The organism is Chitinophaga skermanii (assembly GCF_003259335.1).
GTDB lineage: Bacteria > Bacteroidota > Bacteroidia > Chitinophagales > Chitinophagaceae > Chitinophaga > Chitinophaga skermanii.
In genome coordinates this window covers 110,893-126,052 of sequence record NZ_QLLL01000007.1, presented here as the reverse complement: position 1 = coordinate 126,052, position 15,160 = coordinate 110,893, and the positions used below count along the sequence as shown (strand labels likewise).

The window sequence follows — 15,160 nt, the reverse complement described above, 5'->3', positions numbered from 1 at the left end:
GATGCATTGTTGCGTCGCATTTCGTTCATCGTTTGTACTATTTTTTAGCGTTGTATAAATTCATGCCGGTTGCGCTAAAATTTCTTCACATTTATCAATAAATCGCATCGACAAATCATCGCGGGAAAAGAAGGCATGATAGATCGTATCGTTATATGTAGTACCTGGACCAAACTTTTGATGTTCTGGGTGGTGCAAATACCATTGTTCTTCTTCAATATGTGTAGGAAACCAATACTTCACACTACCACCGTCTTTTTCCACCACTTCGGTTAGGTTTTGCCCAGCATCCATGTCGTGCGTCATTTCCATATTGGGGTAGTTCAAATCCTTCAAGTATTGCGTAGATATGGCGAAGAAAAAGGGAGAAACGTATAAGTTCTTCGCATCGCGTAAATGGTTCGCTGTTTGTGCAGCACCTACGAGTGTACGAGGATGATCTAAATCGGCCAATAAACGGTGCAACCAACGACTATTCGTAGGCACACAATCGATATCAAAAAACACAAGGTAGTCGGTGTCTTTTACCGTGGAACATACGTGGTTAAGGAAGTCGCCATGACTAAATTTCTTGTGATACATTTGGTTAACACTGTATCCAAACTTTTTAAACACCCTTGCTTGGTATTTAGGCACATCGGGATGTACTAAATCGTTATAAAAGCTAAATATTTTGAACACGGCATGTTGTGGATTTTCTTCCCTGGGCAAAGGATTTTCGGCCTCAAATTGCTGTTTGCGGGCTTCTCCTTCGCGGATTAATTGTTTAAATACACGCAAATGTGTATCCGGCGGTTCAAAAGGAGATACGAAGGCTTGGGTCATTTGTTCTTCTTTGGTTTTGCGATCGCCGATTCCCAGCTTTGTTGCCAATATTCTGAATGGGGCCAAGAGCCATAGCCTTGTTGGGTTCTTGTGTTTAATCCTGTTATGTACAATCCAGGCTAGGTCGTATTCACCGAGCACTTTCGTAGCTTCTTTAATACCAGCCATAAGCCTGTCGCGGTATTTTACAGTAAGGCGCTCTTCCGGTATAAAGTGCATTAGCACCATACTTTCTTCATAGTACAATTTATAGCCCCACAGAAGGAGTCGTTTACAATATTCGAAATCGTCTCCTGTGCTCAGTTCTTCCCCATTTCTACCGGGGAGTAAAGTGGGATATTTTTCGCTGGTGAGTTGCGTGAATAGAGATTTCCGGGTAACCATACCGGCACCTAGAACGAAACCGCGTTCGTAGGTTACTTCACCTGATTGTGCTGCGGGAATACCGGTAGCATAGTAGTTTTTATATTCTTCGAACCAGCTAGGGTAATTTGCTGCATTTGTAGTAGGCAGATTTTGGCCGCCACCAGCGCCGAATTGTGGGCTACGACGCATAAGTCGCCATGCATCGTGTACATAGTTTTCGCTCAGCCAATTATCATCATCACAGAAAACAATACATTCGTAATTCGCTTTTTGTACACCAAGTTTCCGGGCGTACATCTGCCCTGGTTTGGGTTCTTCTACTATTCTAAAATGTACATTTTTAGTATCGTACAAGTTCCAAAGCCCGGTGGCTACTTCTACAGTATCGTCATTAGAGGCATTGTCAACGAGAATAATTTCCCAGGTAAAGTTGTCCGGCACTTGTTGTAAGGCAAGGTGTTGTAGGGTTCCGGGTAATCGTAGTGCACTGTTGTAGCAACATATTACTACGCTTACACCCTTATTGGGATGGATATTAGGTTTATTCGGCGTTGACATGTTCTTGGGTTTTATGATTTTTATAGCAAATCACCTTTTGATCTGTGCTGTATAGTGGTACTTCAAACGTTGGCCGATGAAGTGTTTATAAAACAATTTTATCTTGAAAAAGTTGAAAAAAGTGGGGTAAAGCGTTATCTTTTGAGACTAAAAGGTTATTGATTATGAAAAAACTATGCCTCGTACTTTTTGTTTGTTTGGGAATTACCCTACAATCTCAAGCACAAATGGGTGGTTGGAAGTCTGCAAAAGGCGATACCACTAGCTTATTATTCGTTACTCCAACGCACTTTAGCTTCGCGTTCTTTACAAAATCCACATTCATTGGCACTTTTGGCGGCACTTGGTCTGCAGGTGGTGGAGGAGTTGATCTTCAAATTGAATTTAATTCTATCGATAAATCCCAAGTAGGTAAAAGCATCAGTCCTGATGTTGAGTTCCAAGGCAATACGATTTACGTAAACGACGCTTTCGGCAGCCGTTCTTACGAGCAATTGGATGGTGGTGATAGTCAACTTTCTGGAGTTTGGCAAATTTCAAGCCGTGAGCAAAATGGCACCATGAACACTATTACCCCAGGCGCCCGTAAAACGATCAAAATCTTCACAGGTTCTTTATTCCAATGGGTAGCCATGAATACTGAAACAGGCGAGTTCTTCGGTTCCGGAGGAGGAACATATACCTTAAAAGATGGTAAATACACAGAGAATATCCAGTTCTTCAGTCGCGATAATAGCCGTGTAGGTGCTTCATTATCCTTCAATGCGAAAGTGGAAGGTAATAACTGGGATCATAGCGGTTTGAGTTCACAAGGAGAACCGATCCACGAAGTTTGGACAAGAAAATAGTTGTAAACTTTGATTGATAGTAAAAGTGTAAGCTTTTTTGGCTTGCACTTTTTTTATTCTTGGGGCTCCAAACATCCACGTAAACAGTATTCCATATTCACAAATTGTCCATCCTTTTTCGCGGGTGTCCATAAAGGCATCTTCTTCACTAGATCAATCATAAAAGGTTGCTTATTTTTTGTACCGATAGGGTAGGGACTTGCTTTCCCACTCCGGTCAACCAAAAAGTATACTAAGAAAGTACCTTTAAAATTACCTGCAACGCTATCATTTACCGGCCAATGCAAATGTTTCCATAAAAATTTATTGAGTTCAACTTCGCCTCCAGGAAAAATGGGAGGAGTATCAACAAAGCAATCACTATAAACAACCGTTGTATCTATAATAGGTTTGGCAAGCTTTCTCTGTGCAAGGCAAGGTAATTGTAGTAAAATAACTAAGCTAATTATGGTCAAAATTGCTTTCATCTAAAGCAATATAATAAATTCGTGTACCATGCATACCATCCCAACAGGCAAAATCTCCGATTTTCAAACGAAGTTGCTCACTTGGTTTTATTTGCATGGCCGCCAGTTCCCATGGCGAGAAACACAACTTAATCCCTATCAAGCTATAATTGCAGAAGTTCTGTTGCAAAGAACCAAAGCCGAAACAGTGGCAAAAATGTATTTGGATTTTCTTTATCAATATCCCGATTGGCAAAGCATTCTCTCTACACCTATCGAGCAATTAGAAGAATCGTTCAAGCCTATTGGGTTATATCGCCAGCGGGCTAGCGGGTTAAAGCGATTAGCAGCAGCAATGGCGAGTCACCAATTCGAGCTACCTAGCGAACAGGCAGCATTAGCCGCATTACCGCTTTTCGGGCAGTATATACTGAATGCGATTACCTTGGTGGTTTTGCAAAAACCGGCACCATTGCTAGATGTAAATATGGCTCGATTGCTAGAACGATATTTTGGCGAACGCAAACTCGCCGATATTAGGTATGATCCTTATCTACAGGAGTTAGCACATATCGTGGTAGCATCTCCCAATAGTTTAGAACTGAATTGGGCTATGCTTGACTTTGCAGCGTTGATTTGTAAAGCAGGCAAACCTCGTTGCGAGTTGTGTATGTTACAGGCAGATTGTGTGTTCTTTCAGAAAATTTATTGAATATGTTTTAATATCTCCAACGCAACAGCATGCGCCATTAATGGCGGCACAGCATTACCTACAAGCGTGAATTGCGGTACCTCGAGTTTACGCATATCACCACCGGTAGAGCGTTTCCCTTGGAATACGAAAGAATCATCGAAGGATTGTAAACGCGCCATTTCACGTACTGTGAGTGCTCTAGGACTGGCAAAGTGAATATAATCGTCGGGAATGGTTACCACGGTAGGACTTTGTTCATGTGGTTTTAGCACATTGTAGTTCCTTTTATCGGATGCTAAGCCTTGTTGTTCTAGCTTTTCACGGGATTTAGCGTAATTCCCAGTTTGTAGAATAACTTCTAAGCGCTTTAATACCTCTTCTTTCTGTTTACTCGTTTTGTGGTTGAGTAGAGGCGCCACTACTTGGGCTCTTTTATCTTGCAATTCTTCAAAACTGCGTACATAAAAAGGGGGCTTGGCATTTTCGAAACGTCCATTTAGCCTTCCTTTACGGCTCCATTCTGCATACGACAAACCATTATCATGTAAACTACCGTCTACCGCACGTTTTTTCAGGTGCGCTTGCCATTTCTTAAGGCCGTATTTCTTTTTAATGCTAGCGGATTCGTAGTCGAACTTCTCTTCGTCATTTCCTAAGAAATCTAAATCGTAGAGTGCTTCAAATACCGTTACCTTTTCCTTTGCGCTTACTGTGGGTGGTACTTTGGTAATTAGCGCTTGGTCTTTTCTACAACCGATAAATAACACCCGTTCGCGGTTTTGCGGTACACCATAATCGGACGCTAGTGCCACAAAGGGTGCATCTATATTGTATAAACGGGCTTTTGAAAGGAGGCTATCAAAATCCTTTTGTTGCTTTGCTTTTTTCATGAAAGTTTGCAGGCCTTGGATGCATTCGTCGAACGAATACGTGTAGATTTCCAATGCTTGCACAATTTCCTTGGCAGCTGTGCTGTAAGCACGACCGGGTTTCAATGTTTTCAGCGCATCGTGGATTTTCTGCACAATGGCACCGGGACTAATAGAAGCCAAGAACTGGTCGAAATCTTCCGCGAAGAAATCGTTATCCACATTACTCATCGATTTCTCGTGAATGATATGTTTACGAATAGCAGCTAGTTCCTTGTTTCTTCTTAACAAAGAAAAGCCATGCCTGATTGTATTGATACTTTCGTCGGTTTTGCTTGTTTTATAGCTTACAATCTTCGGTAGCAAGGCTTTAAAACGAGCTTCTACAGTTTGTATATATTTCGCCTTCAAATCATCCAATACACTATCAGCATGCATTTCGAATTGCATACGCTGTAAGTAACTATCGAATACAAAGGCAGAAGTAGTAATTTCTTTTCTAATCTTTTGCAGGAACAGGAATAGGGGAGATAACTCCTGGGTATCTACAATAGAACGGATATCCCGTAAGATCCTTTCCGCGATCTTTCCCCCGTCTTTCGTAAGAATACCTTTTACGTTCTCCATAACGAAATACTTAGGCCGGAGTTGCTTGATGACTTCCAGGTAATGGGCAAACAAGTCATCCTTTTTATCAAACTTACGGCGCTTTCCAGCCAAGCTAAAACTTTGACAAGGCGGGCCACCGCAAACTACATCTACAGTTTGGCCATGGAGCTTAGAACGTAAGTTTTCGAGGAAACCTGGTTCAGTAATGTCCTGTTTTAGGAACGACATATTCAGTCCCAATTGGTAGTTATACCTTGCCAGGTGCGTTAATTCACAGTTCTCGTTTATATCGCTGGCTAGCAGGAAATTGAACAGCTTTTTATTGGCTTCTGCTTGTAAGAACCCTTCACTAAACCCGCCGGCACCGGCGAATAAGTCAATAAAAGTGAACACTTTCTTTCCTTTGGAATAATTGGGAACATTTTGAGTAGTGAGCTTTACTTGGGTATTTTCTTTCCGACTTTTCACCAACGACAAGATCTTTTCTTTCAGTTTCTTGGCCGTATGCTGCGTATGCGGTGTGGCGGCGATATACTGTTCGATGTTTTGTTTAAGGAAGAATAAAAATTGGTTCAGGTAAGCGCTACCTTCTGCTTTATCTACCAGCTGCTGGGATTTCCGGTCCCAATCACTAAAACGAATCTTCTCTCCAATCGACACCTTCACCTGCACATCTTTTTGCCGGATGCACAAGTGAATAGGGTACAAGCCATGCTTATCCGCCTTATCCAAGTAAAACTTTGTATTCACCATTTACGGACAAACTTACGGACAATTCTAATACCATGGAAATTTTCCTCGTAGGCATAAAAAAAGAGCGCCTTGGTAAGTAGGCACTCTCCTTATAAAAAACTCAAATATTGCAAGCCTGTCATTACAGCGCTTAAACTCTCAAAAGCTTAGGCCGGCGCACACGACCTTCGTATTAATTTTGCGCTTTTTCAATGCGCAAAAATCGAGCAGAAAAATTAAAGAATCAATACTTACAAATGGGTATTCATGAAAAGATAGAAGGGGAACGCTCCACACTGCGTTCCCGCTTCCTTTTTCAACTAGAGGAACTTGCTAAGTTGGCTGAGTATCAAAGTTTCTGTTGGCTTACGACAATTCGTTTCGTCAACGGCAATTGCAAATTGCGCATATCGTTTAGTACCAATTGAGCAATCATCCTAGCACCCAGTTCATTGAAATGGGTATTGTCGTTTTTACCGAGGGGATAGTTGGGATGCTCGTTTGGTGCGAGTTGTAAGAATAGTAGTTTCGAATAAACCGGGCCGAATGACTGGTACAAGGCTTTACTTGATTCATTCAAGTCGATCAAGGGCACTTGCAACTTGGCGGCTACAGCCTTTACTAATGCGGCGTAGGCAGCGTGGGTTTCTTTAACCTTTCCAGCACTATCGAAGCTACGGCGGCTAACCGGTGTTAATAACACTGGGTAAGCCTGTTTAGTACGAGCTTCATTGACGAATTTCTCCAAGTTAGCCGTATACTGTTCTGGAGTAGTATAACGATCTGTTTTCTCCTTAGATTCATCATTATGACCAAATTGAATAAATACATAATCGCCTGGTTGAAGCGTTTCAAGAATTGGTCGCCAGCGATCTTCAGCAATAAAAGTTCTTGTACTTCGTCCATTTTTAGCACGGTTATCCACAGTAACAGTTGAATCAAAAAAATAGGCGAATGGCATTCCCCAACCGGTTTCTGGATAAGCTTTCACTTCCTTGATCGACATAGTTGAGTCGCCTATTAGGTATACAGTAACGTGTTGCAGATCTTCTTTAAGAGGACTGCAAATGCCCGCTAGCAGCATAACGTGGAAGATAAAATGCTTGATCATTGGGTGAAAATTATGATACAATGCTATTGTATTTTGGAGAGAAAATGGAAAAAAGTTGCGCAAACGTTGCCGGCAACGATTCCATATAAAAACGAAACAGGCAACCCATCTAAGTGATTAGTTACCTGTTTCGTATTCACTAGCGGCAATTGTAAAATTCCACAAAACAACTGCCAGGGTTACAGGAGTATAACCCTACTTCTACGCTATCTGTGTTTCTGATTGAACACGTGCTTCACTGCACAAAGTTGCCATCACCATATAATTGGAATGGGCGATAGTTGTGGTGTAAAAGTTTACAATCTATACGCTACCGATTTTAGTATTAACAAACATTACAATCTGCTACCAATGCAGCCTTTTATGAAAGAATTTGAAAAGGTCATTCCGAAAAATGACCTTTTCTTTTGATCGAACCTATTGATACGTTGATCAATAACCATCGTTCTGTTTGAGATTTGGGTTTACGGCAAGATCGTTATTAGGAATAGGGAATAAGATATATTTAGGATCATCTGTGGGCTTCAAATCCCAGATTGCAGTAAACTTACCAAAACGGATCAAATCCTGCCTACGCCAGCCTTCCCAATAGAATTCACGGCCGCGCTCTTTCAAGATATCATCTAAAGTAACAGCACCAAGAGCCGTAGCTTTACGTTTTGTACGTAAGTCATTTACAATCGTTAGGGCACCTGTTGCACCGCTTCTTAATTGGGCTTCCGCCTTCATTAATAACACATCTGCGTAGCGGAAGAACACGTAATCATTTTCTGCGCTGTTACTATTTTTACCATTGGCCGTTAACATATCTGGTGGATATTTCACCACGCGAATGCCTTTTACTTCAAGATCGTTACCAGATTCTTTCAAGGCTAGTTGACGGGTAAATATGAGCAAATTGCCTTTACGATCTACTAGCTTAACGCTGTCTTTATTGATCTGTTGACCAATTAAGAAACCCACTTTGGTACCTGTTAATTCAGTTACGTTCTTATATGCTCCACCACGTCGAACATCTGTTGCTTCAAATAAATCATAGAACTCCCCGGTGGTAGCAAACCCATTCCAGCCGCTAGGATCTTGATTATAGTGAAGCGTAGGTGCCCAATGGCAGAAAACGGCATTACCGGCGCGAGATGTGCTTAAGCCGGGTCCATTTTCTTGGGTGAAGATATTTTCTGTAGAGATTTGATTATTGTCGCGGGCGAAATTATCGAAGTACTTATCTGTAATAGAATATTTAGCTGTAGCAATAATTTCATCCGCTAGCGCGATTACCTTTTGCATATCGGCTGCTTGGAACGAAGGTTGGCGAGGGTTCGCAAATACCCCTTTATTCAAATATAACTTCATCAACAATACTTTACCCGCATTCTGGCTAGCTGTGAAGGCAGGCACATCAGTAGGTAGATCTTTGATAACTGCTTCTAAATCTTTAATGATGAAATCTGCCGCTTCTGTGCCTTTTAATACCTTCGGTGGTAATAAAAGGTTTTCATTCGGTTCGCGGTATGGCACTTGTCCCCAACCATCTAATGTAGAGAACATGGAGAAAGCACGTAAGAATTTAGCTTCGGCTGCTTGTCGTGGCGATGGTTTGAATTCTAGTACGTTCGTAGCAAAGAACTGTAGCTGTAAAATGTTCCTGAATGCAGCACCAACGGTGGAATGATCGGCATCCCAGGTGTGCAATTTTAACGAGCGCCATGCACCGTTATCATCCCAGTCGCCACCACGTGTAGGCGCCACAGCCTCATCGGATGTCATTTCTTGCAAAGCCCAAAAATTACTTTGGTCTTGGTAAGGTAGCTGCAACCCATTATAGGCACGTAGTAACAGTGATGGTACTGTAATTACGGAATCTGCTTGTTCGCGTGTAATTGTAGAACGCAGTTCTTCATCTAGTTTCGTGCACGACGGCGCGATGATAGCAAACGCCGCAGCTGCGAATAAAAATTTATATAAACGCATGTTGGAATCTGTTTAATGATGGATGAATTATAACCTGAAGTTTACGCCCAATTGTACTGTTCTAGCAGTTGGATATGGACCGTACTCAATACCTAGCGAAGTAACACCGTTCATGTTTTTGTCAGTATTTACCTCTGGATCGAAACCACTATACTTCGTAATAATGAAGAGGTTTTGACCCGTAACAAATACATTCACGTTGTTCAAATACTTGCCCAATTTGCCAATAGTGTATGTCAAGGTAACGTTATCCATTTTTAAGAAATTACCGCTTTCCAGGTAGCGCGACGACGTAGTAATGGCATTACTAGGATTTTCACCGTTGCCAATTAGCTTTTTATCGACATTCATATTGCCAAGGTTATTGATAGGTAACACAGCATTAGCGGTATTATTATAAATTTCGTAACCAAATGCACCGTGAGCGCTCATAATAAGTGAAAACTTATCGTACGTTAATTCCGTATTGATACCTATCAGCGTTTTAGGATTCGGATTTGACTTCATGAAGAACTTACCATCATCTGTAAAAATGGAAAGGCCATCTTTATCTAAACCTTCAAAATTCCTAACATAGAACGTGTTCAAAGGATAACCATTTGCAATACGTTGTGCTGAAGCACCAGTTAAACCTTGCCCGTTGATAGCACCTGTTAACAAAGGAGCACCGTCATAATTGGTGAATTCGTTACGCAAGAAAGTAGCATTTACGCCCAAGTTCCATGTGAACTTATTGTGTTTAACAATATCACTTCGAAGAGATATTTCCACCCCTTTGTTGATAATATTTGCCGGGATATTGATCCAATAAGTACTGGAAGGTGCCGGTAAAATTGTAGGGAGGTTGAAAAGAATATTAGTGGTATTTCTATGGAAGTAATCGATATTACCCGTTACGCGGTTACCCACAAAGTTGAAGTCCATACCAACGTTCAATTGTTTCGTTTCTTCCCATTTCAACTTCGTATTGGCTACGTTTTGTAAACCGGCAGAACCTGCATTCGTAGTACCATATTGCTCTTGAGATGCTCCTGGAGGAAACTCTTGGTTACCCGTAATGCCCCAACCGGCACGGAAAGCCAAATAATCGAGCACGCCATTTCCTTTCAAGAAATCTTCTCCTGAAGCAACCCATTTCGCAGAGAAACTTGGGAAATAACCATAACGGTTCTCCTTTCCGAACTTACTAGAACCATCGGCACGCACTGTTGTGGTTACAAAGTACTTATCACGGTAGTTCAAGTTAACACGACCAAACACTGATTGCAACTCGCTAGTAGGGTTACGGAACGAGCTGATATTTGTATTTACTTGCGGTGCATCTTGGAAAGCATCTACATAAGAAATCGCATTCGTAGTGAACGTATTGGCACCCATTGTACGACCTTTATAATCGAACTTTTGGTATTCGTAACCAATAACGGCACCTAAATTCCAACTGTTGTTAAGCTTCTTATTGTAGCTAAGGGTATGCGTGAATAATTGGGAATTGAGTACCGCAGTACCATAGAAAGCTGCACCTTTACCTTCTACACCTGGTAGGTTGATAATAGAAGAAATTTGAGATTCACGTTCTCCCATAAAATGGTTGATGCTGAATGCGAAACGGTATTCCAAATCCTTCGTGATTTTGAAATATGGGGCAATAGAAGCGAGGATACCGCTAATATTCACTTTATCGTCGTTGGCTTTACTCATGGCCACTGGGTTTACAGCTTGACCTTCCGCCAGGATGTTGAGCGAGCCATCGGGCTTGTACAACGGGCGTGTTGGATTCCATTGAAGTGCTTGCGTGATTAAGCTACCACGGAAACCTGCATCGTTACTGATAGGAGCTAGAATTTCTGTAGTATGCGAGAATTGAACGTTGTAATCAACACCCAGCCTTTGATCTTCCAAGAAAGTATAACGACCATTTAAGTTAGCAGTGTATTTCTTCAACCCGGTTTTTTTGATAATACCTTCTTGGTCGAGTAAACCAAAAGAAGCCCTGTATTTGCTGGTTTCGTTACCACCACTTAGTGCGAGATTGATATTTTGGGTATTACCTGTTTGGGTAATCGCATCCATGGCATTTACATTGCCACCAAAATCGCCGTTGTTGATATTGTATTGCTTAAGCGCAGAACGGTATTCATCGGCACTTAGAACATCTAACTTCTTCAACACATTGCTAAAACCTGTTGAGTAGTTAACGTCTAATTTAGATTTACCGGGCTCACCTTGTTTTGTCGTAATTAAAATCACACCATTTGAACCACGTGAACCATATATAGCAGTAGCAGAAGCATCTTTCAGTACTTCCATAGAAGCTACATCATTGGAGTTAATGAAATTCAATGGGTTAGCATCTGGAGTAGTACCAACGGCACTTGTAAACGCGGGCTTAGCAGTTCTTCCATCTAGCGGTACACCGTCTACTACGTACAAAGGTTGGTTACCTGTACGTAAAGACGAGTTACCACGAATACGCACCGTAGTAGCAGCCCCTGGAGCGCCACTGTTATTAATAACCATCAAACCGGCTACTTTACCTTGGATCAATTGATCTGGCGCGGTTACAATCCCTTTATTAAAATCCTTCGCACGGATAGAGGCAACGGCACCCGTTAAATCTTTTTTGCGGGCTGTACCATAACCTACCACCACTACATCTTGTAATTGTGTGTTTTCGAGTTGAAGTTGAATAGTAAGTGAAGCATTGTTCCCGATGGCCACTTCTTTCTTCACATATCCAACGAATGATACAATCAAGGTTGTACCACCTTGGGGCACATTAATCGTGAAATTTCCGCTAGCATCGGTACTTATACCTACCGATGTGCCTTTTACTTGTACAGTAGCACCCGGAATTGGGCCACCGGTTTCATCTAAAACCTTACCAGAAACGGCTTTAGATTGGGCAAATGTTATGCTCGACACTAAAATGAATAGCGCGCATAACAGGAACGATTGTAGCAATCGAGTTTTTACCATAACGCAGTTTTTAATGTTTTTGGAATTTTGGTTGTGTAGACAAGGCATTTCACCTTGCGCATGTTAACAGGAAATTGATAGCACTAAGCTTTGGAAAAGGGTAGTATTGGGCATAGCGCTCCCTGTTCCATGTGGAATGTTCAGTTTTACGTGGTCAAGAAATAATAGCGTTGCTGATTGTTACATCATGCTTGTGGAATTTTGTTGTTCGCTACTTGGAATTTTTTTCAAAACGTTGGACCTTATACTTCGATCGATTTCGGGTTTCAATTTTCCAAAGAAAGAATTCATTTGCTGCGCCACCAATTTATATAAGCGATATATAGAAAATATTGGTGATTTAGATAAATATTGACAACTCAATCATATGTATATCAATTATTTCAACTCACATTAAACAATATCAATATATTAATAATTTGAACTCATTTTTGCATAGAATAAATGGGAAATAGGGGAGAAAAGGGGTGATTTACGTCGCTTTAATCGTCATAATTCGTTCTTCGAATTCATCATTCGACACCATCGATTTATTCTTGATTTTGGTTTTATAGGTATAGATTGTATTAACGGAATATTCGAGTATTTGGGCAATCTTCTCATTATCGTCGATTCCTAATCGGATTAGAGCAAAAATGCGGAGGTCGGTATTGAGTAATTCATTGTCTTTTAAACGAACTTGGTCTTCTTCCCGGAACAAAGCATTAAAATCTTTCACAAAATGGGGGAATATTTTCAAGAAAATCCGGTCAAAATGTTGGAATAGTTCATCCCGTTCTTGTTTAATATTGATGTTCTGTACAAGAAAGGTGGCTTCCGAGGTTTTCTTATCTAACAGCTTTTGCTCCAGCTGTTTTTTCATTTTCTCAATTTTATGGATGTAGGCCGAATTCGTGTGAAAACAGTAGCCAATGTATTCCTCCTTGATCTTGTTAGCTTCGAGTAGTTGGTTATTGATGTTTTTTTGGTCTACTGAAGCGATTAACAATTGACTTTTAACACGTTCGAGTTTTTTATTTTGTTGGAAAATGATAACGGCTAACACTATTAAAGCTAGTAGTAAAAACGTGGCAATCAACGCATAAATAATCAACTTCATCTTCTGCTCCTCTACCATATTCACCTTTTCACTTTCTATAATGGGAAGAATGGAGCTTACTTGTACTTTTCGCTGGCGGGCACCATAAAACTTAGCATCATCAATGGCATACTCAATACACATCGACGCATTCTTCAAATCGCCCGCGGCAAATAATAATTCAGACAAGCTGAAAATAGCCGTTGTTTCTTTGGTAGACGAATGAATATCGGCAATCGCAGCTTGGATAAGTAGGTTGATAGCCGTTTCCATATCCTTGCGTTGTATATATACAGCACTTAATGAGGAAGCTACAATCGCAACTTGGTGATTAGTAAGCTGACCATCCAACAACCGCTTAAATGCTTGTAAAGCAGCATCTAAATTCCCTTCTTTACGTAATTTCAAGCCTTGGTAGTACGCACACCGGAATTCTGGTTTGGAACAAAATGCAAGAGCGGAATCTATGCAGCTTGCAGCTTGCCGAATGTATTGGGGTTCGTAATAACTATCGGCGGAATAATCGGCTAAATCGTAGTAATAGCGACCTCTTGTAAAATAATATTCCAATTTGCCTGCATCCTGCAGTGTAGCCGGCACAATCTTATCCAATCTATCACCCGCTTCCTTAAACATCCCACTACTCAGTAATACAAATGCCATCTTCAAATTAGCTTGCGCCAGTGCGGATGAATCATTCAATTGCAATGCTAATACTTCCATTCGCCGTGCATACTGGAAAGCTGAATCGTATTGGAATACTTTGAATAACTCGTACAGCTCTTCGCACTGCTGAAAACGCTTAGTTATAGCCGAACTCGGAAGACGCTCTAACTTATGCCGGGCTTGCTCGATTTGATCTATACGTTTAGCATCGTACCGTGGTGCATTGGCAATGGCTTTCTTAAGTTCAATCAGCCCACTATCGATGGCGGGAGAATTATTGGCAAATAACGTTAAAGATATTGCCAACACGCCCAACAAACAGATGAAACACTTCATAACAGTAGAATATGGAATTTTCGGGTAGTATAAAGTACAACAAACTTTTGATTCCATATGACTAATTCCCAAAATGCAGCATTACCCATAAATAAGAAGCACCGCCAAGCGTCTGCCTGGTCGGTGCTCTCATTTTGACTACTATGGCTGTTTTTAACCTTTCCTACTTTTTGTTGTAGGATAAAGTGTAAACAGAAGTGTAGGTAGTAGCTTGAGTATTCTTATCCAATTCGTTGACGGTCATCTTTATAGGAAAACCAGCAGCGTCATATTCATATGCGAAAGTAATCAGATCAGATACCGCTCCTTTTTCATCTAAAATTGTTTGCTTTGTAACGTTGTGTAATGACAAACGAGAAAGATCGAAAGAATCATAATGCAAAAGAATTGGCAAGAAAGCATTTGGCTTTTCGTCGTATTCTAAATTGTTTGTAGAAATTTTATTTTGAGGAGCTGTAGCTGAAGTTCTCCAATACTCTTCGATTTTTGTAATGTTGCCTTTAGCATCATAGGTAGCTACATCTTTACCAGCTTGATAAAACGGATCTGTTTTACTTTGTTTGATATAGTAATATGATGCTTCAATTTTACCGGCAGCGTTATAAGCAATCGAATCGTAGGCATAAACCCATGCACCATCTTCGTAATAAAGGATTTTCTGCACTTTACCCTTTGCATCATATGTATACCCTCTATCAAGTTGCTTAGGCTCGTTATTATAGGTTTGAGCGTGTGATACCAATTTGCCATCTGTATAAGTAGGCGTCATAAGGCTAATGGTAACTTGACCTTTCGTATACTTCTCGTGTACTAACGAAACACGATTATTAGCATCGTAGCTAATCCAGGTAGTATCGTTGTCCTGGCCAATAATTTTTGAAATATACTGGTTGTAATTAGCTGGCTCTAAAATGCCCAATACATAGCTACTACCGGCTGTAGTTGCTCCGTTGGTTGTGCCGTCTCCGTTTCCATTACCATTCCCGTTACCACCACCGTTATCATTCTTGTCATCTTTGCTACAAGCCATCATTAACATCGAGACAGCAGCAACGCTCAATAAAATTTTTCTCAT

Annotated in this window: 10 protein-coding genes; 2 read left to right on the top strand and 8 right to left on the bottom strand. The window is 40.9% G+C overall.

What is annotated here, in order from left to right:
• Positions 1–60 precede the first annotated feature (60 nt).
• Positions 61–1,749, bottom strand: a complete 1,689-nt coding sequence (locus LX64_RS18735) for a glycosyltransferase (protein WP_111599229.1) — start codon at positions 1,747–1,749, stop codon at positions 61–63.
• 164 nt (positions 1,750–1,913) lie between these two features.
• Here LX64_RS18735 and LX64_RS18730 point away from each other — a divergent pair, with 164 nt between their 5' ends.
• Positions 1,914–2,597, top strand: a complete 684-nt coding sequence (locus LX64_RS18730) for a membrane or secreted protein (protein WP_148707384.1) — start codon at positions 1,914–1,916, stop codon at positions 2,595–2,597.
• A gap of 53 nt (positions 2,598–2,650) precedes the next feature.
• On the opposite strand, the gene LX64_RS18725 is transcribed toward LX64_RS18730, so the two are convergent.
• Positions 2,651–3,064, bottom strand: coding sequence for a hypothetical protein (locus tag LX64_RS18725; RefSeq protein ID WP_111599227.1), 414 nt, complete (start codon positions 3,062–3,064; stop codon positions 2,651–2,653).
• Positions 3,065–3,092: 28 nt separating this feature from the next.
• On the opposite strand from LX64_RS18725, the gene LX64_RS18720 reads away from it, so the two are divergent.
• The gene (locus LX64_RS18720) at positions 3,093–3,755 is read left to right on the top strand and encodes an HhH-GPD family protein (RefSeq protein WP_111599226.1); all 663 of its coding nucleotides are present in this window, start codon (positions 3,093–3,095) and stop codon (positions 3,753–3,755) included.
• On the opposite strand, the gene LX64_RS18715 is transcribed toward LX64_RS18720, so the two are convergent.
• From LX64_RS18715 to LX64_RS18690, 6 genes are all read right to left on the bottom strand, one after another.
• Entirely contained in the window at positions 3,749–5,968 is a 2,220-nt protein-coding gene (locus LX64_RS18715; RefSeq protein ID WP_111599225.1) for a DNA cytosine methyltransferase, read from the bottom strand. The genes LX64_RS18720 and LX64_RS18715 overlap by 7 nt on opposite strands.
• Before the next feature lie 328 nt (positions 5,969–6,296).
• The gene (locus LX64_RS18710; protein WP_111599224.1) at positions 6,297–7,058 is read right to left on the bottom strand and encodes a rhamnogalacturonan acetylesterase; all 762 of its coding nucleotides are present in this window, start codon (positions 7,056–7,058) and stop codon (positions 6,297–6,299) included.
• Between the two features lie 432 nt (positions 7,059–7,490).
• Complete coding sequence (locus LX64_RS18705; RefSeq protein WP_111599223.1) at positions 7,491–9,029, bottom strand: RagB/SusD family nutrient uptake outer membrane protein; 1,539 nt, start codon at positions 9,027–9,029, stop codon at positions 7,491–7,493.
• Between the two features lie 27 nt (positions 9,030–9,056).
• Positions 9,057–12,005 (bottom strand): SusC/RagA family TonB-linked outer membrane protein, encoded by a 2,949-nt coding sequence (locus LX64_RS18700; RefSeq protein ID WP_111599362.1) that lies wholly within the window; start codon positions 12,003–12,005, stop codon positions 9,057–9,059.
• Between the two features lie 472 nt (positions 12,006–12,477).
• Positions 12,478–14,085, bottom strand: coding sequence for a DUF6377 domain-containing protein (locus tag LX64_RS18695; RefSeq protein WP_111599222.1), 1,608 nt, complete (start codon positions 14,083–14,085; stop codon positions 12,478–12,480).
• Positions 14,086–14,248: 163 nt separating this feature from the next.
• Positions 14,249–15,160, bottom strand: coding sequence for a hypothetical protein (locus tag LX64_RS18690; protein ID WP_148707383.1), 912 nt, complete (start codon positions 15,158–15,160; stop codon positions 14,249–14,251).

Excerpts from the sequence above, each read along its gene's own strand:
- LX64_RS18710 (WP_111599224.1), bottom strand. The coding sequence starts at position 7,058 with ATGATCAAGCATTTTATCTTCCACGTTATGCTGCTAGCGGGCATTTGC.
- LX64_RS18725 (WP_111599227.1), bottom strand. The coding sequence starts at position 3,064 with ATGAAAGCAATTTTGACCATAATTAGCTTAGTTATTTTACTACAATTA.
- LX64_RS18690 (WP_148707383.1), bottom strand. The coding sequence starts at position 15,160 with ATGAGAAAAATTTTATTGAGCGTTGCTGCTGTCTCGATGTTAATGATG.
- LX64_RS18720 (WP_111599226.1), top strand. The coding sequence starts at position 3,093 with ATGCATACCATCCCAACAGGCAAAATCTCCGATTTTCAAACGAAGTTG.
- LX64_RS18735 (WP_111599229.1), bottom strand. The coding sequence starts at position 1,749 with ATGTCAACGCCGAATAAACCTAATATCCATCCCAATAAGGGTGTAAGC.
- LX64_RS18730 (WP_148707384.1), top strand. The coding sequence starts at position 1,914 with ATGAAAAAACTATGCCTCGTACTTTTTGTTTGTTTGGGAATTACCCTA.
- LX64_RS18700 (WP_111599362.1), bottom strand. The coding sequence starts at position 12,005 with ATGGTAAAAACTCGATTGCTACAATCGTTCCTGTTATGCGCGCTATTC.
- LX64_RS18705 (WP_111599223.1), bottom strand. The coding sequence starts at position 9,029 with ATGCGTTTATATAAATTTTTATTCGCAGCTGCGGCGTTTGCTATCATC.
- LX64_RS18695 (WP_111599222.1), bottom strand. The coding sequence starts at position 14,085 with ATGAAGTGTTTCATCTGTTTGTTGGGCGTGTTGGCAATATCTTTAACG.
- LX64_RS18715 (WP_111599225.1), bottom strand. The coding sequence starts at position 5,968 with ATGGTGAATACAAAGTTTTACTTGGATAAGGCGGATAAGCATGGCTTG.